A 25,241-nucleotide genomic window follows, 5' to 3' on the forward strand; every position below is an offset into this window, starting at 1 on the left:
TAAACTGTCATATTCTGTCCCGCTGGCGATGACCCTCACAATGTGCTATGTTGGAAGAAATTGTGAGTAAGGGAGCGAAGGCAATGACGGAAATTGCGCTGGATCTATCTCATTTTCATCCCGTTCTGAGGGCTTGGTTTGCTTCTCGTTTCGGTGAACCTACAGATGTTCAGAAGCAGGCATGGAAACAAATACGTTCTGGCACGCACACTCTCATCTCTTCCCCTACAGGCTCAGGTAAAACATTGGCAGCCTTACTGCCTTGTTTGGACGGAGTTCTTAAAAAGAAACAGGAACTTGAGGACATTTACACAGCCGGTGTTCGCGTGCTTGTCGTGACACCGCTTAAAGCGTTGAATAATGATATTCATGATCATTTGATTCATTTTATGGCAGAAATTGAGGAGACTGCTTCCTCTTTCATAAAGGAAAAGGAAACCCCCTGGCGGGGACTCACGATTGGGGTTCGTACCGGCGATACCAAACAAAGCACTCGGGCATCGATGCTGAAGCAGCCGCCAGATCTGCTGGTGACCACGCCAGAATCGTTGTATTTACTGCTGACTTCTCCGCGCGCGAGAGAAATGCTAAAGAGCGTGGAACAGATCGTCGTCGACGAAATCCACGATCTGGCAGCGGACAAGCGCGGCATGCACTTGTCGCTCACGCTGGAACGGCTCAATGCGTGGTGCGGGCGATCCGTCCAGCGGATCGGCGTGTCAGCCACACAAAAGCCTATCGAGCGGGTCGCTCGTTATCTTGGCGGCTGGGAAGCTGACCAGCCTCGCAATGTAGCTATTATCGAGAGCAAAGCCGAGAAGCAGTATGCACTTCAGGTGACGATGCCGGAACCTGCGCGGGCTGGGGCTGATAAAGAGGCGATATGGACGCCTCTTGTCGAACGTGTGCTGCAGCTCATGGAAGGCTGCAGCACAGTGCTGATCTTCGCAAATAGCCGCAGGCTTTGCGAACGCTTGACCTTGCGACTCAATGACCATGTCGGTCATGAGATCGCGAGTAGCCACCACGGGAGCGTCGCCCGCGAGAAGCGGCTCGAGGTCGAGCGCTTGCTCAAGGCCGGCGAGCTTCGCTGCCTGGTTGCCACGTCGTCGCTGGAGCTCGGCATCGACGTCGGCCATGTCGATCTGGTGATCCAGATCGACTCGCCTTTCACCGCTGCCGCAGGCATCCAGCGGATCGGCCGGGCCGGCCACGCCGTCGGCAGCGTCAGCCGCGGCGTGCTGCTTGCGCGCAGCCGCAGCCTGCTGCCGGAGCTGGCCGTGCTCAGCCGGCGGATCGCGGCGCGCGACATCGAGGCCATCCGCATCCCGCGGGGCAGCCTCGATGTCCTCGCGCAGCAGCTCGTCGCCATGGCAGCCATGGGCGACGAGCTGGATGTGACTCGCCTAGAGCGCCTTCTCGCGCAGAGCGACTCCTTTCGCGAGCTGCCGCGCGAACGCTGGCTCGCGATGCTCGAGGTGCTCGCAGGCCTGTACCCCTTCGTGCGTCCTCTCATCGCATGGGATCGTGAAAACGGCCGCTTAGAGCGGTTGGCGGCCACACAGATGGCTGCACTCACTGGCGCGGGCACAATCCCTCAGAGCACGGCATACCCTGTGCATCACAATGAAACCGGGCTTCACCTCGGTGAGCTGGATGAAGAGTTCATCCACGAATCGTCTGTTGGGGACGTATTTCAATTGGGTACGGCATCTTGGCGTATCGTCCGCAAGCGTCCAGAGCGTATCTATGTCCAGGAAGCCGACAATCGTTACAGCGAAGTCCCCTTCTGGCGCGGGGAAACCGGCGGAAAGTCGTTTGAGCTCGGCGTTCAAACGGGTCAACTATGGCGAGAACTGCGTGATCGTTTGCAGCCGCTTCCTCACACTCAAGCCGATCTCGACGTCCAAGACTGGCTCTTGGAGTATTTTCACTTTGATTCGGATGCTAGCCATGCGCTCATCAGTCTCGTTCGCAATCAGATTGCTGTAAATACGGTGCCGACAGATACAACCGTTGTCATCGAAACTTTCACCGATGAAAATAATCAAACCCATTATATTTTGCACAGCCTATTTGGTCGCATGCTCAACCGAACTTGGTTAATGGCTATCGATAGGCATCTCAAACAAATAGGGCATACCGCCCTCTATACCAATGCCAAAGACAATGGCATCGAGCTAATTTTCCCTAGCTTCCATCAGTCGATTTTGCATGCCATTATGTCCATCTCTTCTATAGAAGCAGAACAGTTCGTCATTGAGGCTGTGGCTGAATCCGGTATGTTCGGAGCAGCTTTCCAGCGACTCGCAGAAACGTCCTTGCTTCTTTCCCGCAGCTTCACACGTATGCCTGCTTGGATTAAGCGACTGCGCGGACAAGAACTCATGAAAGAGGCTCTGCCCTTTAAAGAACGTTTTCCTTTGTTTCAGGAAGCCATGCGAGAATGCCTGGATGAGCATGTTGATATTCAGCATCTTCAGCGCATTTTAGAAGCCATTCATTCAGGAAATATCCAATTTGCCGTTCATCGCAACCATTTCCCATCGCCGCTCGCTGCGCAGTTTAAATTCGACTACGTGTCGCAGAAATTATATGAATCCGATGCGTTAACGCAGGATTTGCAGGTTGAATTACTTGGCTTTAGCCGTCAAATGGCAGCCGATATTTTCGGATCTGAGGCGATCCGCAGCGCCGTTAGCCCTCAAGTCATCGAGGCAGAGGAACATAAACTCGCCCTGACGGATGATCCTTTAGCTTCAGCACAAGAGGTGTTTCGTTATTTGAAAGAACGTGGCGATTCCTCTTTGGCTGAACTCGTCCTGGCTAGTTCAGCATCCGAAGTAACTGTCACAGCATGGATCAATGATCTCCTTGGGCAAGGTAAGGCAGCAACAGCCTTTTTTTCGAAAGAGACCCGCTATATCTGCAGTGATGAATTGGAGTTCTATTCTTCACTCTCGGATTCTATGGTTGCCAGATCGTTTGTGTTTCAAAGATTTGCCGACGGGAAGCTCTCTTTCACAACGGCAGAATTGGCAGCCCGTTTTGAGGTAGATTCTGCCATTGCAGCTGATTGGGTTCAGAGCGCCGTTCAAGATGGTATGTTATCTGTTGCACCTTTTGCCGTTCCAGAAATCGAGGAGCTGTGGACAAGCAGCAAGGTTGCTTCACGATTAATTCGCCTGTCCCTTCAGTCCTATCGACGTGGCGGCGAGGCCGTATCCCCACTGAACTATATGACGCATATGCCGCTAAGGCGCAAACTCGCAGATAGAATTGACGTGCCTGGAATGGACCATCTCCGCGAGATTATTGAAGATTTGCAAGGCTTCTTCCTGCCCGTCTCACTTTGGGAGACTGTCTTATTTCCTACGCGTCAGCTATCGTACCGCAAACAGGACCTAGACACCTTGTGCTCGTCAGGTCAAATTGTCTGGATAGGCCGCAAAGAGCCCGACGAAAAGGAAGGCCGCATCGCCTTCTTTCTGGCAGAAAGCAGCTCGCTGTATGAGCCCTGCCTCACTTTAGCCAACCAAAGACCAGCCTCACACCCTGAGCTCCTTAGCCTTTTGCAGAAAAAAGGGGCCATCTTTCTGAGCAAGCTGGGTATTGAAACAGGGCGAGCTCCTTCTTCCTTGTTAGAGGAGCTTCTGCAATTAGTGTGGGATGGACAGGCTGCTAACGACCAATTCGCTCCGCTTCGATTACATGCCGCAGGAGCTTCTAAGAAACCGGATAAATTCCAGTCAGGTCTTGGTCGATGGTATCCTCTCGATTCCCTGCTTAGCCCTGCTTTCGATAAGCAATCGTCAGCCATGCAGTGGACGCATCATCTGCTGGAGCGTTTTGGCATCATCACCAAAGATCTCGTCTCTGCTCACTGCCCGTTTCCATGGGAAGCCATTCAAACAGCGCTTCGTCAGTTGGAAGAATGGGGTCTTGTCGTCAGAGGGCTATTCATTTCCGATTTACATGCTCTGCAGTTCGCATCCAAAGAATTCATCACTCACCTGTACCAGCAAGCAGGTAACGCTTCCGATAGTCAACAAAAATTCACGCTTTTAAGTGCTACTGATCCGGCTAATCCCTTTGGACTGATTGTCCCATGGCCTGAGGTTTCAAACATCTCATTTTCACGTAAAAGCGGAAATTACTTAGCCCTCAAAGGCAGTGAGTGGTTGTATTGGATCGAGAATAATGGCAAGCGGATTTATCAAATTGCACCAGAAACGAACCAAAACGACGATCAGATGACCATCGTCCTTGAGCTAAAAAGTATGTTTCGCCAGTTTCTTAAACAACATCAACTACGTAAAATCGTTATCGAAGCTTGGAACGGCGTACGTATCGCAGAAGCGCCCGAACAGGAATATTTAAAACTTCTAGGCGCAGAAAAAGACCGCACCAGTCTAGTTCTTTGGCCAAGCCAACTAAGCTGAGTGCGGCCTGCTCTTACCTTCTGCTTTAAAAATAGGATCAAAAGTCAATTCTCGGTTGACCATTCACATGGTATTATATGAAGTAACCTTTTATCGTTGAAGGGTTACAACTGCAATCTATCCATATCCATATAAGTTTAAAAGAAGATGTCAGGGGGAATAAATCGTGTTCAGAAGTAAGCGCTTCCGAGACAATTGGATTTTAATTCTGATCATCTCCAGTATTCCCGGACTTATCTTCGGCGGTGTGATTTATTGGCTTGCCGGCGAGCGTCTTGAGAACGAGCTGCTTCAGATGCACAATAAGCAGATTCAACTTAGAGCTGCCAATATTGACGAGCAGTTCTCTTACTTGGAGACGTCGGTTATGCATTGGGCTTTCGATCCAAGCTTCAGTTACTCATTAGCGAGTTTAAAACTATCGCGTGATTTCGAGATTGCTCGCAACATGACACAGACACTAGCCAATATGAAAGGCGCCAATCCACTGGCTGCGGAAACAGAATTGTTCTTGGAAGGGGCAGCGCCCGTGCGGTTTCACCCGCAATACGAGGCATTAACCAGCGCTGTACAGATCGAAGGATACAGGAATTTGCTCGCGAATGATAAGAAGGTTTTCTGGTCCCAGCATACTTCGGAGTCCGGACTTCCGCGTGATCATTCATTGTCTTTAATGGTAAAAATACCTGAAACTAACGAGAACCCGTATGGGGTCATTGCGGTTCGGATCGACACCGCGAAGGTTGCCAAACTGCTGCAAACGTTAGCCCCTTATAACGACGGGAGTACGTTTCTGCTGGAGGAAAATGGTGATCAATTACTGTCTAGCTCAGGGAAAGAACCTGCATCGCAGCTAGATGAAGCTATTAAGAGAGAGGTACTTACCAGTAAGGCGAAATCAGGCTCATTCCTGTTTGATTGGAACCAAACGACGTACACTGTAGCCTTCGGCACCATGTCGCGTGTCGGTGCCGATTGGACTTATGTCACTGCGTCGCCGATTAGCGCAATTACCAAGCCTGTCGTTTTTATTTCTCAATTGGTCTTGACGCTAAGCATCGCGATGCTGATGCTCGCGTTCGTTTTATCTTGGCTGGCTTCACGGCGTATCTATTCACCTATCGCACAATTAGTCAACTTGTTAACTGGAAAGACAGGTTTAGCAGCGCTCCGGAAAGAACAAAATGATGATTTTAAAATCATTGAGAAAGAATGGCTGCATTTGACTAGAGAGAGTATAACGCTTCAGAATAAGCTGGAGGAGCAGCTCCCTCATCTCAAGGAAGGCTTCTTGCTTCAACTTGTTCAAGGGTATCTATACTCATACTCCGAGCAATCACTTCTGGAGAGAATGCGCAATTTCGGCTGGTCAGTGGACAATAGGCAATATGCTATGCTGTATATTCAATTAAGCGGATTTGAAAACTTGGAGGGGCGCTTCTCGTCAGGTGATGAGGGACTTGTCACTTTCGCTGCTGCCAATATTACGAAGGAGCTCGCATCGAGTCGTTTCGATCAAGCGGAAGTGTTGAACTTTCACGATTTGTCGATCGGTATTCTCATCATCCTTCCGGAAGAAATTGAAAAGCCGGAAATAATCAAAACGTTCAGTCAAGAACTGGCTCAAGGGATTCATCATACGCTGAAAATGTACGTATCGGTCACGATCGGCAATCTTGCTATGTCTATCGTACATGTGCCCTCTCGCTTCGAGGAAGCGATGCAGGCATCAAGCAGACGCCGCTTCGAAAGCCGGAACCAAATTATCGACCTGGAATCTCTGGATGAACTCGAGAAAGAGAACCACGAAATTCATTATCCTTTCGCACTCGAAAGAGCGATTATTCAGGCTATTCGAATCGGCCAGAATGAAGAAGCGAAGCAGCTTATTCAGGCTTTCATGGAAGAACTGCTCGAACGCGGAGCTAAGGTGATCGACATTCAGCAAGGTAATCTTCAATTACTCGGTAGTATCTTGCATGCTATTCGACTTGCGAATTTGGATCCAAACCGAATATTTAAATCGGCTAATTTATACGAACAACTTATGCAAATCGGGGACCCGCAGAAAATGATCGCTTGGTTCCATGATAAAGTAGTGAGTCCATGCATGGTGGAGCTGGAATCGCGATCCGACGCCGAAGTGAAAAAGACTGTGGAAACAGCGATGATTTATCTTCAGAACAATTACATGAAGGAAATATCTCTGGATAGCTGCGCCGACTACGCGGGCACGAATACGGTTGCGTTAAGCAAAGCGTTCAAGCAGGTCAGCGGCAAAAATTTTATTGACTATTTAACCGAGCTGCGTATTGAAAAAGCGAAGGAGCTTTTGCGCGACACGGATATGAAAATCAATGATATTGCCGAAAAGGCTGGATATCAGCCAAGCTATTTTAACCGGATCTTTAAGAAACAAGAAGATATAACACCAAGCCGATATCGGGAGTTAAACAGAAATGAATAGCTTCAACTCGTAAACCGCCTGCAATGGCGGTTTGTTTTTTGGGTTTGGAAAAAAAGTCTTAATCCCGCAAAAAAGTGAAATGTCCTGTCATGCAGGGAGTTAGAAAGTGTAGTTGATGGAAATTCCCCCAGATACTAATCTTGAACCAAGGCGCGAAACAAATTCGGAGAGGGGTAAAGAATACATGGGAGAGAAAAAGCAACTCCGCGTGCAATGGTTGGAGGAAGAACTTCCAAACTCTTGCGGTGTTACATGGGGAGTACCTTGGCACATAGGTGAATTAAATCGGTCTCAAGCTGGTACTTGCATACTTCATGATCCGTCAGGAAATCCGCTCGCGCTTCAAAGCTGGCCAACTGCTTATTGGCCTGACGGCAGCGTAAAATGGACAGCCCACGCCGCATCGTTCGATAAACCTGAAGGTGAAGGCTATACACTACAAGCCGCCGATGAACAGTCTATTGCGATCCATGTAAGTTCCCGTATGAAGGTTACTCTATCGGCTGATGAAGTGACCGTTGATACCGGGGTCATCCGGTGTATCGTTGGAAAACAAGGAAAGTCATTCATCCGTGCTCTATATCACGGGGAGAGGCTAATCAGCTCGGATGGTTCACTTGTCTGTATTCGCGAAGAACGACGAACGACATCGAGCGGGCGTCTTTACCAGGAAGAATCGTTTCGTGGCGAGATCACATCCGTAACCATCGAACAGGAAGGTCCTTTAAGGGTCGTACTCATGGTAGAGGGCGAGCATATCTCCAAGAAAGCCGATCGTTCTTGGCTGCCCTTCCGGCTGCGTCTGTATTTCTATGCCAACCAAGCATCGATTCGGATTGTCCATACCACATTGTTCAATGGAGATCCACAGGAGGACTTCGTGAAAGGGCTTGGCATCTCTTTTGCTTTGCCGCTGAAAGCCCCCCTGTATAACAGGTATGTTCGTTTTGCGGGCGATACAGGCTTTTTCAGTGAATCGCCCCGACATTTGTCGACATGGCGGACGAAGGGCGTCTACATGGACATGTTCTGGCGTCAGCAAGCTGGAGAAGCCATTGCATTTGATCATGAGAAAGATGCGAAGTTCAAAGCACTGCTTGATGATTCCGCTGCCTGGGACAGCTTTAAGTTGACGCAGCTTTCCGCCGACTCCTATTCTGTCGTCAAGCAAACATACGAAGAATGCAGCCCAGTGAAGGCCGTCAGCGGTAACCGTGCGAAAGGGCTCGTATATGCCGGTGACACTCACGGCGGGCTTGCAGCAGGGCTTCGCAATTTTTGGCAGAAGCATCCATCCTCTTTGGAAGTAAACGGTATGACGACAGATGAAGCCAAGCTAACACTCTGGTTCTGGTCTCCGGATGCGGCAGCTATGGATATGCGTCATTACGATACGACAACTTATGTGGAATCCGCCTATGAGGGATCCGAAGAGCTGCGCAGTACACCATATGGAATCGGAAATACGAACGAGCTTATGCTGTGGTGCTGCGATGGGACACCCGCTGCTGCCGAACTTACAAACATGACCAGCCATATTCAAACCCCGCCACAGCTCTTATGTGAGCCAGCACGTTATCATGATACTAACGTATTCGGTATCTGGAGCCTGCCTGATCATAGTACGCCTGCTAAAGCTTGGATTGAAGAGCAACTGGACGCTTGTTTGAGCTTCTATAAGCAAGAGATCGAGGGGCGGCGGTGGTACGGTTTCTGGGATTATGGAGATTTCATGCATACGTACGATCCCGTACGGCACGAATGGCGATACGATGTAGGCGGGTTTGCCTGGCAGAACACCGAGCTTGTGCCGAACATCTGGCTTTGGCTCTCGTTCTTGCGGTCGGGACGTGCAGATTTGTTCCGCATGGCGGAGGCCATGACGCGTCATACGAGTGAAGTGGATGTCTATCATTCCGGAGAATATGCAGGACTCGGGTCTCGGCATAATGTCGTTCACTGGGGTTGCGGATGCAAGGAAGCGCGCATAGCAATGGCGGGGTTGCATCGTTACTATTACTTCTTGACTGCAGATGAACGAATTGGAGATATTTTGGCGGAAGTGGCCGATGCAGATTTCGCCACCGTCGGGATCGATCCGATGAGAGCTTATTTCCCGAAGGACGAGCATCCTACCCATGTGAGGAGCGGTCCGGACTGGGCAGCCTTTAGCTCAAATTGGATGTCGCAATGGGAACGCTTTGAGAATTCGAAATACCGAGATAAGATCCTGCAAGGGATTAAGAATTTGAAGGCCGCACCGTTCCGGCTCTTATCAGGCACGACATTCGGATACGATCCGAATACTGGGATTCTTACCCATATCGGCGACGGCAACTACGGATATCATATGGTCATTTCCTTCGGCGCGCCGCAAGTGTGGATCGAGCTTTCGCAACTGCTCTCCGATCCTGATTGGGACGACATGCTCGTAGAATTTGGAGAATTTTATTACCTAGAACCTGAGGAAAAGTTAGCTCGAACAAATGGGGTCATCGATCATAATAAATTCAGCTGGCCAATGTTTGCGGCATCAATGGCGGCTTACGCAGCCAACCGACGCAGTAATACTGCTCTGGCTGTGTTAACATGGCGGATCATGCTGGAGAATCGACTGCCGGGAGGCAGCGAGGACGCAACGCGAACATATCAAGTGCCGGAGCACGCGTATGTTCGACCTATTCAAGAACTGCCGAGCATCACGACAAATGTAACGTCGCAATGGTCCTTGAACGCGATTATGTGCCTGGAGCTAATTGGGAACGAACTGCCGACGGAGCTGAATGCTGAATATCTGAGTGCTTCCTATGCTTCGGATCAGAAGAAATAATCGATGCAGTCTAAAATTTCAAATTTCAATATTCGAGGAGGAATTGTTTTGAAATACGTAACGAGCAATGAAACGGAAATTAAACAAGCCATCGACAAGCTCGTAAGCAGAACGTTTCAGATGGATATGACATGGGATTGGCCTGCAGGAGTCGCTTTCTACGGCGTAGGCCAAGCTTATCTGGCTACTGGTGAATCAACGTATTTGGATCAATTGCAAGCGTGGATCGATGAGCAGTTGGAGGACGGCCTTCCTAGGTTAACCGTCAATGCTGTATCTATTGGTCATACATTGCTTACTCTGTACAATCAAACCAAATCGGAACGTTATCTGGATATAGCGATCCAAATGGCGGAGTTCTTAAGAACGGATGCGGTACGATTCGCGGATGGCGTGTTTCAGCACACCGTATCGCAAAATTACGATTTCCCGCAACAGGCTTGGGTCGATACGATGTTTATGGCCGGATATTTTCTCATCCGCATTGGCACTTTACTTAAAAGAAACGATTGGCTCGAGGATGGCTTACTTCAGTACCATGCACACGAGCGCTTCTTGCAGGATCGTGAAACAAATCTATATGCTCACGGTTGGGATCATATCGCCCAGAACAACATGTCCGCTGTCTATTGGGCGCGTGGCAATTCATGGGCAGCTTATACGATGTCGGAAGCGCTGCATATCGTAGAAGTCACACATCCGTCCTATATGAAAATATACGATTCGCTGCGTGATCAACTTAGCAGCATCGTCCGGCTCCAATCTGATCATGGGCTCTGGCACACCGTGCTGAATGATCCGACCTCTTATGAGGAAACATCGGGTTCTGCGGGTCTTGCCGCCGGATTGATTCGATATAACGAAGCCATCGGCGCTCCTATGTACAATAAGTATATTCAGAAGGCGGTGCCTGCCGTATTATCGAAAATTTCGAATAACGGTACAGTGTTGGACGTTTCGGCTGGAACGGCTGTTATGAAAGACGCCGACGGCTACAAAGGGGTCGCCCATGAACGGATTCAAGGCTGGGGACAGGGGCTGACCTTAGTATTCCTCTCTTCGCTTCTAACGTACAAATGGTTGAAAGACATTTCACAAACCGAGTAAAGGAATGTTCAACCTATTCATACTTCGAATGAGACCGGCTGCCGTGGCATCCGGTTTTCTACTTCCTCCCTCCCCCTCATGATGATAATACTTTTTTTCTAACTTCATACTTTTTTGAGAAAACGGTTTCAAAATAGTGTTGTTGTCAGAAATATTTGAATCTTATAGTGTTTAACTTACAAAGCCGCAAGCAACAATTTCAATTCAATTTGCGAAGGAGTGAGAACATGATCAAAGCATCAGGTGCTGAACAGCACATAGCGCCTGTCCCATCCGTAAGAAATTCCAAGCGCAATACGCTAATTGGCAAAGTCCTAAGAGATAAATATTTATTGCTGCTGCTGCTGCCGGGATTGGCCTACTTTATTGTTTTTAAATATGTTCCGATGTGGGGGGTCCTCCTTGCCTTCAAAAACTATCAGCCTTACGTCGGTTTTTTTGAAAGCGAGTGGGTTGGACTAGATAATTTTAAGCAATTTTTTCAAGATCCCGTATTTTTTAGATTGATACGCAATACGCTTTTGCTTGGTTTGTACGATATGGTGTTTTTCTTCCCGGCGCCAATCATACTGGCGGTATTGTTAAACGAAGTCCGCAAATCTTTTTACAAACGCTTTATCCAATCACTAATTTATATCCCGCATTTTATTTCGATGGTTATTGTTGCAAGTATTTCCTATCTTCTTTTGACGACAGAAGGTGGAGTCATCAATGAACTGATGCTTAAGCTATTCGGGTATAAAATCGACTTTCTGACAAGTGAAAACTGGTTTCGCCCCATGATTATCACACAGAGTATTTGGAAAGAGATGGGTTGGGGAACAATCATCTTCCTCGCAGCGCTTGCAGGGGTGGATCAAGAGCAGTATGAAGCGGCCATCGTCGATGGAGCAAACCGTTTTCGCCAACTTTGGCACATTACGCTGCCAGCCATTCAAGGAACGATCATTATCGTGCTGATTCTACGAATGGGTCACTTTATGGATCGTGGATTTGAACAAGTCCTATTAATGATCAACCCGCTAAACCGGCCTGTGGCCGAAGTGTTTGACACTTATGTTTACACGGCGGGGATCGTACAGGGCGCTTTCAGCTACAGTGCGGCAGTAGGGTTATTTAAAGCCATCATCGGCGTCATTCTCGTCTTTTCAACGAATTATTTAGCCAAAAGGGCTGGGCATTCCGGTATATTTTGATGTTTACGAAGAAAGTTTTGCTATCGCAAAACTCTTAGGAGGAGAGCACTATGAACACGCGTCATTCGTCAGCAGGCGAAAAATTGTTTGATATCGCCAATTATCTCTTTCTTGCTCTCGTTGCCCTTACTATGATCCTTCCGGTTATGTATATCGTGGCGGGGTCGTTCGCAAGCGATCTTGAGATTGGAAGCAGATCCTTTTTTCTAATTCCCAAAGAAATTACATTTGATGCTTACAAGTTCGTTTTTAAAGATAATACGTTACCGCGAAGTTTATTCGTATCCGTATTTATAACCGTAGGGGGAACTCTTGTAAACCTATTGTTTACCTTTACGATGGCCTATGCTTTATCACGGCGGCACATGATTGGCCGAAATGTCGTCTTGAACCTAATCATCTTCACGATGGTGTTTAGCGGCGGGATTATTCCTACTTATCTGGTTGTCAAAGGCTTAGGACTATTGAACACCTACTGGGCGGTCATGCTGCCTGTCGCTATCAACGCCTTTAACTTGATTGTCGTGAAATCATTTTTCCAGGAAATTCCGGGCGAATTGATTGAATCGGCCCGAATAGACGGATGTAATGATATAGGTGTACTTTGGCGAATTGTTTTACCGCTCTCCAAACCGGTTATCGCAACATTCGCTCTTTTCTACGCTGTTGCCCATTGGAATGATTTCTTTAATGCTTTGATCTATCTATCTGACGCCAAAAAGTGGCCGATGCAGGTTCTATTGCGGCAAATTGTACTTTTGGCAACGGGTGCGCTTGAAATGGGAACTTATGACCCCACTTATGTAAAACCACCGGATCAATCGATTAAAATGGCAATCATCGTCGTGGGTACATTACCGATTTTGATGGTTTACCCGTTTATTCAAAAGTATTTTGCTAAAGGGGTTTTAATTGGTGCGGTAAAAGGGTGAACCCTTTAATAACGGCAGAGGACTATTTTAGGATTGTCGCAGCATCGGTCCAAGTCCAGTAAGGTATTGACGACAGGTGCATGCTTCATCATAAACAAGTATATTTTTGATAAGAAAAAGGGAGGAACATGAATATGAATTGGGAAAAAAAGAAAAAACCATTGCTTGCCACTACTAGCATCATAGTAGCAGTCACAGTTATAGCGGGGTGCAGCTCGAGTACCAATGAGTCTAAAGCGACAGACACATCTAAAGCAACGGCAGGAGCGACGACCGCAGCAAAAGAAAAGCCATTCCCCGTCAGTATCATGTTAAAGAGCTACTACAATGATACAGCTACCCCGGAAAGTAAAGTATGGAAAAAAGTTGAAGAATATACGAACACGAAGCTAGATTTCCAATTTGTTCCTGATGCAAGCTATAACGACAAACTGAACATAACGCTTGCTTCCGGCTCTATTCCTTCTCTTCTATTTGTTAATAATGCGAAATTGCCCGCTGTTGCCAACGCCATCAAAGGAGGCGCATTCTGGGAAATAGGCCCTTATCTCAAAGATTATCCGAATCTTAAACAAGCGAACCCCACTGTTCTTAACAATACGTCGGTAAACGGTAAATTCTATGGCCTTTATGTATCCCGCCCGATCGGACGAATGGGAATCAGCTACCGTAAGGACTGGCTTGATAATTTAGGCATGAAGGAACCGAAGACGATCGATGAATTTTACGCGATGTTAAAGGCATTCGCCACCAATGATCCTGATAAAAACGGCAAAAATGACACGTATGGCATGGTCATAACCAAATATGCGGGACCCTTTGATATCATGCAAACTTGGTTCGGTGCTCCGAATAAATGGGCTGAGAAAGACGGTAAGCTGGTTCCTGCTCATTTGACTTCGGAATACATGGATGCGCTCAAATTCTTCAAAAAACTATATGATGAGAAGTTAATCAATCAAGATTTTGCGGTGTATGATTCGGCCAAATGGAATGATCCGATTATTAACGGACAAGCGGGTGTAGCGGTTGACGTCACAGAACGTTCCTATCAGATTGAAGAGAAAATGAAACAAGTCAATCCGAAGGGCAGTATAGATTTAATTGGCGCTGTAAGCGGCCCTACCGGTCTTCATAATCAACCGACAGCTGGACACAACGGTATGTTCCTCATCTCGAAATCTAGCGTTAAAACAGAAGCCGACCTGAAGAAAGTGCTTACTTTCTTGGATAAGACCAACGATAAAGATATGCAAGCGTTACTCAACTTTGGTATTGAAGGTGTTCATTATAAAGTTGAAGACGGCAAACAAGTTATTCTTATTGTTCCAACTGATCCGATGGCTCCTGATATTAATAACAAGAATATGAACCAGATCTTATCTTCGATTCCGTACATTATAAATGACATGTTCAAACCGTCTACACCGCTTCGCACGAAGTCGATTGAAGTACAAAAGGCAAATGAAAAAATCATTGTTACAAATCCCGGAGAACCATTTACAACGGCAACCTATACGCAAAAAGGCGCGCAGTTGGATCAAATGGTGGAAGACGCACGAATTAAATTTATTGTCGGCAAAATCGATGAAGCCGGCTTTAAAGCCGACATGGATTTGTGGAAAAAGAGTGGCGGTGACGACTATACAAAAGAAATAAGCGAAGCCTACGCTGCAAGCAAGGCTAAGTAAGTTAAGTGAATAGAATTACTCTTTGAAGATAAAGTCCAGTCGCTCAGTAGGACTGGACTTTATCTCGAAAGGGTTCCGGGTGGAACGAATAACGTTATAACCAAAGGAGCAGAAACGATGACAATGACAAGAGCTAGAGGCGGAAAAGGAACCGTTTGGCCTTCGGAAAGGCGTTGTTTTACAGATCTGATAACAGGCGTAACCGTAACTCAGTTAACGAATCACTGCTCTCACAGTCACCATATCTATTTTACGAATAACGGCTTCTATGGAGATGGGAAGTTGATCTTTGGGTCGGATCGCGAGAATGTTACCAATCTGTACAGCATGGATCTGCACGATGGCGTGATTACCCAATTAACGGATTTGGAACGCGGCCGTGAATCACGGATTCAAGGGACCTTTCTTCATCCTGAAGGACATGAGGCCTATTTCTACTATGATCACTCGATTATGGCAATCGACTTGGGAACGATGGAAGAACGGACTCTCTATTCGATTCCCGAAACATATAAATTCGGCAGCTTGAGCTGCACCGCAGACGGGCAGTGGTTATGCTTCGGCCTTAACAAGGACTTAACTCAAAGCATCGCGATGGATACCAAGAATGGTTACTTGGGTTTTGAGGAGTATTTCCGTGCGAAGCCGCACAGTATGATTATGGCGGTTTCCCCTATCAACGGGAAAGTGAAAAAGCTTCTTGAGGACCAGCTGTGGATCGGTCACGTCAATACGTCGCCAACGCAAGCACATCTGCTGACATTTTGCCATGAAGGGCCTTGGGAGCAGATCGATCATCGGATCTGGGTGTTGGATATCGCAACCGGCCAATATTGGAAGGTAAAGGATAAGCAGCCTAATGAATATGTCGGCCACGAATATTGGTTGGCAGACGGCATTCATATCGGCTACCACGGTTTTACCAATTCTCTTGAGGATCACACCGGGAAAATAATTGGGGCTGTCCTTTTTGATAACAGTCATGCCCAGCAGTACGAATTTCCTTTTCAAAATATGCATGTACATTCAAATGATCTATCGCTTGTTATCGGTGACGGTCAGCAAACGAGCGCTTATCATGGACAGCAATTCCAGGATACGCTGCAGGTATGGCGGAATGACGGATCCGGGTTTAATGGTCCACGTATACTATGTAAGCATCGTGGAAGTTTCCATTCACAAATTCTTCACGTTCATCCGAGGCTAAGCCCGGATGGTAAGCATGTGCTATTTACGAGTGATATGTCGGGATATGGGAACTTGTACATGGTCGACATGCCGGAATTCGAATCTTTGCCCGAGATGCCAGTTACATGAAGACACAACCGAATCTACTTCTCATCTTTACGGACCAGCAGCGATGGGATACGTTGGGGGTTTACGGAAATACAACGATTCAGACGCCGCATTTGGATCGGTTGGCGCGCGAAGGTGCAGTATTCGAAAATGCGATTACCCCGTACCCTCTCTGTGCTCCTGCCAGAGCCTGCACGATGACGGGGTTTGCTGCGGGAAAAACGCATGTGTTCAACAACGAATCAGCCTCTGCTATTGCCGCCGATGAGTCGATTGCGGCTTATTTGTCCAAAGCAGGATATCACAATCAGGCCATTGGAAAGATGCATTTTACACCAGATGAGCAAACGTATGGCATGGATCATCTCATTTTATCGGAAGAAATGAGGGGCGTACGTGCGGCTGAACGGATACAGGATATCCGCTTTGATGATTATGACCGATACCTGATGGAGCATGGTGCCTGGGGGTGGGAGAAACCTCCAGAGATCGGTTATAACGAACTAAAGCCGCTTGTGAACGGCCTACCCAAAGAGCTTCATATCACACAATGGTGCGGGGATCGAACGGTAGAGTGGCTAAAAACGGAAAGACCCTCAGACAAACCTTTTTTCTTATGGACGTCGTTCGTCAAGCCTCATGCTCCTTTCGATTGTCCATCACACTTGACGGATCTATATGCTCCGGAAGAAATGCCGAGGCCTTGGGTTTCCGATAAGGATGGAACTTCGAAAAATCCTTATTTGAAATCGCATCGTCAAGCCATGGAAGCCGATTTGTACTCGGAGTACGCTAATCTCACAAACAGGGCTTATTATTATGCCAACATAACGTTTATCGATGAACAAATAGGTCGGATCATGCAAACGCTAGAGGAAGAGGGGCTGGCGGATCATACACTCGTTATTTTCACATCGGATCATGGAGAACTGCTCGGCGACCACCGATTATGGTTTAAAAACTTAGGGCACGAGGGCAGTTTGCACATCCCGATGTTAGCATGGTGGCCCGGCGTTATTCATCCGGGTACCCGCTGTAATGAATTGACTACCCTCCTCGATATTTTCCCTACTCTGGTTAATCGGGCCAGTGAAAATTGCAATTACGACGGAAGGTCGGGTTTGGATCTATTGGAACTGCTCACGGAACCTTCCTCGGTTCGCCGAGATGTCGTCTGTTCTGAATTCTATGTGGCACCCAACTATATGCTCCATGTCCGCAGCAAAGAGTGGAAATACCTCTTTTATCAGAATGGCGGTTACGAAGAGCTGTACAATCTCCTTAGTGATCCGCATGAGCTTATTGATTTAGCGGATGATCCAGACTTTCAGCATGTTAAAAAAGAGCATCAAACGGCAGCCGTTAGTTGGGTCAAAAACTATGGAAATCCTGAAATTGCACTCGATGAAACAGGCTATAAGTTGAAAGTAATTCCTTTTCAGCCTCAAGAAGCCAAAATGAACCCAAGGCCGTTCTCGCGAATGCCTTGGGATTCCAGAGTTCCGCCTTCGATGCTTCCTGAACAGCAGCGCTCCTGGTTTTGGAAGGCGTTGGGCGGAGATTGGAGCAGCCTTATAACCTTGTTTGGATCAAAAGATAAGTAGTACACCAATCGTTGAGTGAGGGTGACGTACAACATGGATTGGAACGAAATATTTATGCTAGATGAGCTTTTATATCAAAATCCTTTAGCCATGGAAAGCGATGTGTTTGATTTCAACATGGAAGGGCAGGCCGCTGCCAGTTTTCCACTGAATCGAATGCGGCTGGAAAATAAGCTTGACCCAAAGCTTGGGCAAAAATCGAATTTTGTTTATTGGTGTCCGATTGAATTTCCAGACAACATCGCGATCACTTGGGATTTTTGGCCGATTCATGAGCCGGGGCTTTGCATCTTGTTTTTTGCCGCAAAAGGGATCCGCGGTGAGGATTTGTTTGACAGCCGGCTTTCCGTAAGATCAGGTGCGTACGACCAATATCACCATGGAGATATCGATGCTTTCCATGTATCCTACTTCAGACGCAAGGAAGAAGAGGAGCGGAGTTTTCATACGTGCAATCTGCGTAAAAGCTATGGCTTTCATCTGGTTTCGCAGGGGGGAGATCCGATCCCGTCCGTAACCGATGCCAAAGGTCCATACCGAATGAAATTGTTTAAATGGGGAAATGAAATTTTATTCGCCATCAATGGTCTGACTGTCATTCATTGGACCGATGACGGAAAAACATTTGGGAAACCCCTTACCGGAGGAAAAATCGGCTTTCGCCAGATGGCTCCTCTTATCGCCGAATACGCCAATCTTACTGTATATTCGATTTCAAAAAAGCATGCTTTGTAAGCTCATACCTCTCTATACCCACAGAAAAAGACCGCATCAACTTAGTTCTTTGGCCAAGCCAACTAAGCTGAGTGCGGTCTACTCGACACGCTCCACTTTTACTGCGCATATTTTAAACTCGGGCATCCGACTCGTGGGATCCAGCGCATCATTCGTTAATTGATTAATCGAATGCTCATCACCCCAATGAAAGGGCACAAAAACCGTACGAGGCTGAATACCTTCCGTCACTTTGACTTCGAAAACCAAGGATCCACGGCGGCTTGTAATGCGGATCTTGTTATCCATACTCAGTCCGATTCTCTTAGCAAGCCACGGATGAATCTCGGCAACGGGAACGGGAGCCTTCTTATTAAGAGCTTCCGTTCGACGTGTTTGTGCGCCGCTTAAATAATGATTCGCCAGCCTCCCCGTTGTTAACACGAAGGGGTAATCTGAATCGATTGGTTCTGCCGGCATTTTCGGCTTAATACCGAACAATTTGGCTCTGCCATCGGAATGATTAAAATGATTCTCGAATAATAGCGGTGTTCCCGGGTGGTCAGGAGCTGGGCACGGCCAGAATATGCCTTTCTCCTCCTGAAGCCTTTGGTAAGTAATACCACTGTAATCCGCTTTCCCTCCAGCCGTAGCAGCTGCTAACTCGCGAAACACATCTTCAATACCCGCATATTGAAAATAGGCTCCCCTACCCAACGCTTCCGCTAGCTGACAAATAATATGGAAATCAAGTCTGCTGTTTCCTGGAAGCTCCATCGCTTTCTGGCGGTGAAACACGCGTCCTTCCAGATTGGTCATCGTACCTTCCGCTTCCACAAAGGATGACCCTGGCAACAAATAATGAGCGTAACGCGCCGTTTCCGTTTCGAACATGTCAACGACAACAAGCAACTCCAGCTTCTGCAGAGCCCGCTCCACCATCCGATTATTAGGACTGGATACCAGCGGATTCGATCCGAGAACGATCAAGGCTTTGATTTCACCTTCATCTATCTTTTGCAGCAGCTCATAAGCAGAAACCCCTTTGCCAGGCAGCTCACTCGGATCGATTCCCCATACCTTGGCAACATGCTCACGTGCAGCTGGATCCTCAATCAAACGATAGCCCGGCAGTTGGTCCGCCTTTTGCCCATGCTCGCGTCCGCCTTGCCCGTTCGCTTGGCCCGTTACGGCGCCATAGCCGCAGCCTTTGCGCCCTATTTTACCGGTGATCAAGGCTAAATTAATGTAATTCAGCGTGTTCTCTACACCATTCACTTGCTGTTCCAAGCCTCGTGCTGTAAACACAATCCCCGTCTCCGCCTTCGCGAATCCACGAGCAATCGTACGAATTACGGCTTCTAGAACGCCGGTTAGCTCCTCCACTCTCGCTGGAGTGAAGGGCTTAACAGCCTCCTTCAATTGCTCAAACCCAACCGTACGTTCTTCAATGAATCGATGATGAACGAGCTTCTCTTCTACCATGACATGCAGGAGTCCGTTTATAAAAACAGAGTCGAATCCCGGTTGTAGCCGAACATGGATATCCGCTACCTTCGAAGTCATGGTATTACGCGGATCAATCGTAACGATCACTGCGCCTTTTTTCTTTGCTTCAAGCAAATAAGGCATCATCGTCGGCTGGCATTCCGCTATATTCGTTCCTGCAAGAATGATATATTTCGCATTTGGAATTTCGGTTAGCGGCATTGTCATCCCGCGGTCGATCCCGAAAGCCTGATTGCTGGCTGCAGCCGCTGAGGACATACAATATCTTCCATTATAATCAATATATTTGGACCTGAGTGCTACTCGGGTAAACTTACCAAGTAAGTAACTAACTTCATTAGTAAGCGAGCCTCCGCCATAAACGCCAATGGCATCAGGGCCATGCGCTGCTTGAAGGCCTTGAATCCGTTCAGCAATGTCTGCAAACGCATGGTCCCAAGAGACCGTTCGCCACCGCCGTGGCTCACCATTTTCCCTCGTCAATGGCTCAAGAATCCGATCGGCATGAAGCACATGATCCAGTGCATTCAATCCTTTCTGACAAAGACGGCTAGTCGCAACAGGAAAGTTAGGGCTTGGTTTAATCGTGAGACCTGATGTCTTCTCACTCGGCATAATCTCCAATCCGCACTGCATGCTGCAAAAGCAACAATGGGAGGAGGGCTGTTCTTTAGGTAATGTCAATAGTGCCGATTTCAACGCACCCCACCCCCGATGATAAAGCTCTCTATGAAATCTCAATGTATTTTCATGTGCCTACGCGGTCAACAAAGCATTAGCAGGCTAATTCTTTGTTGATCGGAAATCCAATAAATACCGTACCATCATGAACTTTCGTTGAATACGTTTGTACACAACCCGTATCCGGAGCTTGAACGAGACCGGAAGGAAGATGAATCTTGCGATCATGCATCGGGCAGAAGACGTGGTCATCACATACAATTCCTTCTGCAAGGACGCCCTCTTTATGCGGACAACGGTTCTGGATGGCTTGAAGTTTACCGCTTTTCAGCTTGAAAAGTGCTACCTCTTCTCCTTGATACCGAATTGTTTTTCCTGTGTTAACAGCTAACTCGTCATAAGAAACGGCCTGTACCCAAATCATTTGCTCTTCTTGTGTTTTCATAGTCTGCTCCTCCCGACTTCCTCTTTTTCTAGTTAAGCTCTACGACTTCATAAAGGTCACGTTGAATTTTTTTGCTATCAATTGCTTGTTTCCAAGGGTCCTGCGTCACAGAAAGCGCTAGATCCATCCGTGCACACAACTGTTTGCGCTCTTCCTCATTCTCCACCACATCACGAATATGCTCGATACCAAGTCGGTGTACCCACTCACTTGTGCGCTCACCATATTTACCCGTTTCACGATAGTACTGCAGATAAGCTTCTGTATATTCGATAATCTCTTGCTCCGTCTTAACTGTAGTTAATAGGTCACCAACGCGTACTTTCACACCGCCATTTCCTCCGGCATAAAGCTCCCAACCGCCATCAACCGAAACGACGCCTAAATCTTTGATTCCTGATTCCGCACAATTTCGAGGACATCCAGATACAGCCAACTTTACTTTGGCAGGTGTGTTCAAGCGTTCAAAACGTTTCTCCAGCTCAATACCTACCCCCATCGCGTCACCCGTGCCGAATCGGCAGAAGGTTTCACCTACGCACGTTTTTACAGTTCTTAAGGCTTTACCGTAAGCATAACCGGAAGGCATATCCAAGGCTTCCCACATTGCGGTTAGATCTTCTTTCTTCACACCAAGCAAATCAAGACGCTGTCCACCTGTAAACTTCACAGTAGGGACATTGAACTGCTCAGCTACTTCTGCAATACGCTTCAATTCCGTTGGATTAGTTACTCCGCCGTATATCCGTGGAACTACGGAATACGTTCCATCTTTTTGAATGTTAGCGTGCATACGCTCATTTACGAAACGTGAAGTACTATCGTCTTTATACGTATCTGGACTTACCATACCCAGGTAATAATTAAGTGCAGGACGGCATTTCGAGCAGCCTTCTTCGCTTTTCCAGCCAAGGACGTTCATCACTTCCCGCACATGGGATAACCCTTTATCACGAATTGCTGCAACGACTTCATCCCGTGTATGGTCTGTACAAGCGCAAATCGTCTCTTTCGCAGCGTTTTTATCATAGGAAGCACCTAGTGTAAATGCCAACAAATCACTAACCAGTGGCTTACAACCGCCGCAAGAACGAGAAGCTGTCGTACAATTTTTCACTTCATCAACTGTCGTTAACCCTTGATCCTTGATCGCTGAACAAATCGTTCCTTTTGTGACGCCGTTACAACCGCATATGATGGCATCGTCTTTCATGTCAGCAACACCTGATGCCGCTCCGCCCCCGGATGAATCCGTCAAAATGGCCGTTTTTTCCAAGCCGCTAACATCTGTTTCTTCCCGAATCATTTGCATAAGTCGCGTACCATCCGCCGTATCTCCGAAGAGAACCGCACCGATGATTTTATTGTCTTTAATCACAACTTTCTTATAAACACCGGTGAACTCATCATGTATGCGAATGGCTTTCGTGCCTTCCGTATCGCCGAACTGTCCGCCAGAGAATACATCAACACCAGAAACTTTAAGCTTCGTATACAGGATAGATCCTTCATAAGGACCAGTTTCCACACCTGCCAAATGTTTAGCAAGCACAGCACCTTGCTCGTAGAGCGGCGCTACCAATCCATAAGCAATCCCGCGATGCATCGCGCATTCCCCAACCGCATAGACGTTTGGAACACTCGTTTGCAAATAGTCATTCACAACGATGCCAGGATTGCACTCAACGCCAGCCTTTTTCGCGAGTTCAACATTGGGACGAATCCCTACAGCCATAACGATAAGATCGGCTTCAGCAACGGTACCATCCTTGAATTTCAAGCCGGTTACCCGCTTGTCGCCCACGATTTCCGCGGACTGCTTCTCGAGCAGGAAGTTGATGCCTTGCTCTTCAAGTGCTGCTTGCAGCATTTTGGACGCCGTTCGATCAAGCTGACGCTCCATAATTGTATCTACAATATGAACAACATCAACCTTCATACCTAAGTTTAGGAAACCTCTCGCCGCTTCTAATCCTAATAAGCCGCCACCGATCACGATCGCTTTTTTATACTTTTTAGCGGACTCGATCATAATCTCACAATCACGAATGGTCCGGTACGCCATAACCCCTTCTTTATCAGCGCCTGGCATTGGAATCATAAAGGGATTAGACCCTGTAGCCAAAATCAATTTATCATAAGAAACCGTCAGTCCCTTGTCACTCGTTACGGTTTGAGCTGCAGTATCAATGTCTGTAATCGTTTGGTTGGTGTGCAAGGTGATGTGGTTATTCGCATACCATTCATATGGATGAATGACGATATCCTCTACTTTAGAATCCCCCGCAAGTACGTAGGACAACAAAATCCGGTTATAGTTCGGATGCGGTTCACTGCCAAAAATCGTAACCTCATATTTATCAGGAGTAAGTTTAAGTAAATGTTCAACGGCGTTAACGCCCGCCATACCGTTTCCGACTACTACCAACTTTTCTTTTTGAGTCATGGCCATCTTCCTCTCTATTATGTGTATCTCTATATCCCATTTTTCTTATCCACATCCGTTAAAAAAGGGCCATCCGGGAGCTCACGCTCCCAAATGACAAAATTGGGATATGGAGCTTGAGTAGTTCAATCTGAACTACCAAAGACGGTTAGTCGTAAACGTCTTTGCGCATGCAGCCTGGACTATCAAGCTGCATGCGCAAAAGCTTTTACTCTTGTGCCGCTGGCCATACGACCAGCGGCTTGAACTTATTACTTATGCATGCACACTATCCATAGAAGCAGGAGTTGCCTTCACTTTGCCGCCTTCGCCGATCCAAGTACGCTTCCATTGCCCTTGCACAATAGCGATCAACAAGAGACATGTAATCGCAATAGCACTTAAGATTAGGAAGCCTGGTGTAAAAGAACCTGTCGTTAGTTTCAAGTTACCTAGAATCTTGGGCAAGAAGTATCCGCCCAGACCGCCTGCTGCTCCAACGATTCCGGTCATAACGCCGATTTCAGCTTTGAAACGCTGCGGAACAAGTTGAAAAACGGATCCATTCCCCATACCGAAGGACATCATGGCGATGAAGAGCATAATCGTTGTTAAGGAAAGTGATGGCAGTGTGGAAATGCCAGCCATCATCAAAGCGACAACGCCGTACAAGACCATTAACATCCGAATGCCGCCAATTTTGTCTGCCAACCAGCCGCCTACTGGTCGGAAGAAACTGCCGCCGATTACACATAATGTTGTAAAATCAGCCGCTTTAACTGGAGAAAGGCCATATTGCGTATTAAAGAAGATGGTCAAGTAAGATGCCATTCCAACGAACCCGCCGAATGTCACGCTGTACAAAATACAGAACAACCAGGCATCTTTCTGTTTTAATACTTTTCCGTATTCCTTAATCGTTTTGGGCGCTGGTTTATTCGGGCTATCCTTTGCCAGGACACTAAAGATGATTAAGGTTAACACAATCGGAATCATCGCAATGCCGAAAACAACATGCCAATCTCCATAATGCTGCGCAATTCGGTTTGCAAATAAGGTAGCGAAGATCGTTCCACTGTTGCCTGCCCCTGCAATGCCCATCGCTAATCCTTGATACTGCGGCGGGTACCAGCTGCTGGCAAGTGGTAATGCTGCCGCAAAACTTGCTCCTGCGATACCCAGCATCAGAGCAACGAAGTACATATCACCCATCGTGTCTGCAAACTGCCATCCCCAGAACAAAGGTACTAAGGTTAAGGTTAATCCGATTTGTCCCGTAAGCTTAGGACCTATCTTATCTGTCAGAACACCCAGCACCAATCGAAGTACGGCTCCACCCAAGGTAGGCAATGCAACGAGATTCGCCTTTTCGGCAGCATTCAGATGAAAATCATTAGCGAGAATAACCGCTAGCGGCCCAAGAAGCACCCACACCATGAAGCTCATGTCAAAATATAAGAATGAACTGAACAATGACCCTTTGTGCCCCACTTGCATAAAACTTTTCCGATCAACCATGCATTCCCTCTCCTTTTGTGAGGCTTTTCGCCTTCTTTTTTTTCCTACCAGACGTGTTTGACTGTTCTTTGACAGAAAAGGCCGACAAACAACCCCCATCATGTACGGGATGCTTATCGGCCTCTTTGCCACTGCTGCCACTTCATCGTGAACAGCATGTTAGATGATTTTCAGTTAAAAGAACATAAATAGCCTATCCGGTTACGTATTTGTAAGGGGATAGGCGCCATTGCCTTCGTTAGTGGCACATCATTGTGCCGATTTCTAATTTGATTATAGTATGACATTTCCGTCGTGTCAATAAACATAACACAAAAAATTTTATGTGAGATTTCTAATACATATCGACAAATTTTAGATACATATGCTATAGTAATGCCGTAT

14 protein-coding genes are annotated in these 25,241 nt (G+C 47.3%); 10 read left to right on the forward strand and 4 right to left on the reverse strand.

Annotated features, from left to right (window positions below; translation table 11 throughout):
• Positions 1 to 83: 83 nt before the first annotated feature.
• The 10 genes from AC58U0_RS13050 (at position 84) to AC58U0_RS13095 (ending at position 18,300) form a co-directional block, all read left to right on the forward strand.
• Positions 84 to 4,442: a DEAD/DEAH box helicase gene (locus AC58U0_RS13050; RefSeq protein WP_497379422.1), complete on the forward strand. Its 4,359-nt coding sequence runs from the start codon at positions 84 to 86 to the stop codon at positions 4,440 to 4,442.
• Between the two features lie 166 nt (positions 4,443 to 4,608).
• A complete protein-coding gene (locus AC58U0_RS13055) occupies positions 4,609 to 6,909 on the forward strand; it encodes a helix-turn-helix domain-containing protein (protein ID WP_497379423.1) in 2,301 nt (766 codons plus the stop codon).
• A gap of 184 nt (positions 6,910 to 7,093) precedes the next feature.
• Positions 7,094 to 9,739 (forward strand): exo-rhamnogalacturonan lyase family protein, encoded by a 2,646-nt coding sequence (locus AC58U0_RS13060; RefSeq protein WP_497379424.1) that lies wholly within the window; start codon positions 7,094 to 7,096, stop codon positions 9,737 to 9,739.
• Positions 9,740 to 9,787: 48 nt separating this feature from the next.
• Complete coding sequence (locus tag AC58U0_RS13065; protein WP_497379425.1) at positions 9,788 to 10,846, forward strand: glycoside hydrolase family 88/105 protein; 1,059 nt, start codon at positions 9,788 to 9,790, stop codon at positions 10,844 to 10,846.
• A 230-nt stretch (positions 10,847 to 11,076) separates the two neighbouring features.
• Positions 11,077 to 12,042, forward strand: a complete 966-nt coding sequence (locus AC58U0_RS13070) for an ABC transporter permease (RefSeq protein WP_497379498.1) — start codon at positions 11,077 to 11,079, stop codon at positions 12,040 to 12,042.
• A gap of 50 nt (positions 12,043 to 12,092) precedes the next feature.
• The gene (locus tag AC58U0_RS13075) at positions 12,093 to 12,974 is read left to right on the forward strand and encodes a carbohydrate ABC transporter permease (RefSeq protein WP_497379426.1); all 882 of its coding nucleotides are present in this window, start codon (positions 12,093 to 12,095) and stop codon (positions 12,972 to 12,974) included.
• A 134-nt stretch (positions 12,975 to 13,108) separates the two neighbouring features.
• On the forward strand, positions 13,109 to 14,665 hold the full coding sequence (locus tag AC58U0_RS13080) for an extracellular solute-binding protein (RefSeq protein ID WP_497379427.1): 1,557 nt from the start codon (positions 13,109 to 13,111) through the stop codon (positions 14,663 to 14,665).
• 117 nt (positions 14,666 to 14,782) lie between these two features.
• Positions 14,783 to 15,982 (forward strand): oligogalacturonate lyase family protein, encoded by a 1,200-nt coding sequence (locus AC58U0_RS13085; protein ID WP_497379428.1) that lies wholly within the window; start codon positions 14,783 to 14,785, stop codon positions 15,980 to 15,982.
• Positions 15,979 to 17,565 carry a sulfatase family protein gene (locus AC58U0_RS13090; protein ID WP_497379429.1) on the forward strand — a complete coding sequence of 529 codons (1,587 nt, stop codon included), beginning with the start codon at positions 15,979 to 15,981 and terminating at the stop codon, positions 17,563 to 17,565. Before AC58U0_RS13085 ends, AC58U0_RS13090 begins: the two co-directional genes overlap by 4 nt.
• Positions 17,566 to 17,598: 33 nt before the next feature.
• The gene (locus AC58U0_RS13095; protein ID WP_497379430.1) at positions 17,599 to 18,300 is read left to right on the forward strand and encodes a DUF1961 family protein; all 702 of its coding nucleotides are present in this window, start codon (positions 17,599 to 17,601) and stop codon (positions 18,298 to 18,300) included.
• 78 nt (positions 18,301 to 18,378) lie between these two features.
• Here the strand turns inward: AC58U0_RS13095 and AC58U0_RS13100 are convergent, their stop codons facing one another.
• From AC58U0_RS13100 to AC58U0_RS13115, 4 genes are all read right to left on the reverse strand, one after another.
• Complete coding sequence (locus AC58U0_RS13100; protein ID WP_497379431.1) at positions 18,379 to 20,487, reverse strand: molybdopterin oxidoreductase family protein; 2,109 nt, start codon at positions 20,485 to 20,487, stop codon at positions 18,379 to 18,381.
• 76 nt (positions 20,488 to 20,563) lie between these two features.
• On the reverse strand, positions 20,564 to 20,914 hold the full coding sequence (gene nirD / locus AC58U0_RS13105; RefSeq protein WP_063860271.1) for a nitrite reductase small subunit NirD: 351 nt from the start codon (positions 20,912 to 20,914) through the stop codon (positions 20,564 to 20,566).
• Positions 20,915 to 20,942: 28 nt separating this feature from the next.
• Positions 20,943 to 23,360, reverse strand: a complete 2,418-nt coding sequence (nirB, locus tag AC58U0_RS13110) for a nitrite reductase large subunit NirB (RefSeq protein WP_497379432.1) — start codon at positions 23,358 to 23,360, stop codon at positions 20,943 to 20,945.
• A gap of 255 nt (positions 23,361 to 23,615) precedes the next feature.
• A complete protein-coding gene (locus AC58U0_RS13115; protein WP_497379433.1) occupies positions 23,616 to 24,857 on the reverse strand; it encodes a nitrate/nitrite transporter in 1,242 nt (413 codons plus the stop codon).
• Positions 24,858 to 25,241: the final 384 nt, after the last annotated feature.

It is taken from the genome of Paenibacillus sp. J31P190, assembly GCF_059692075.1.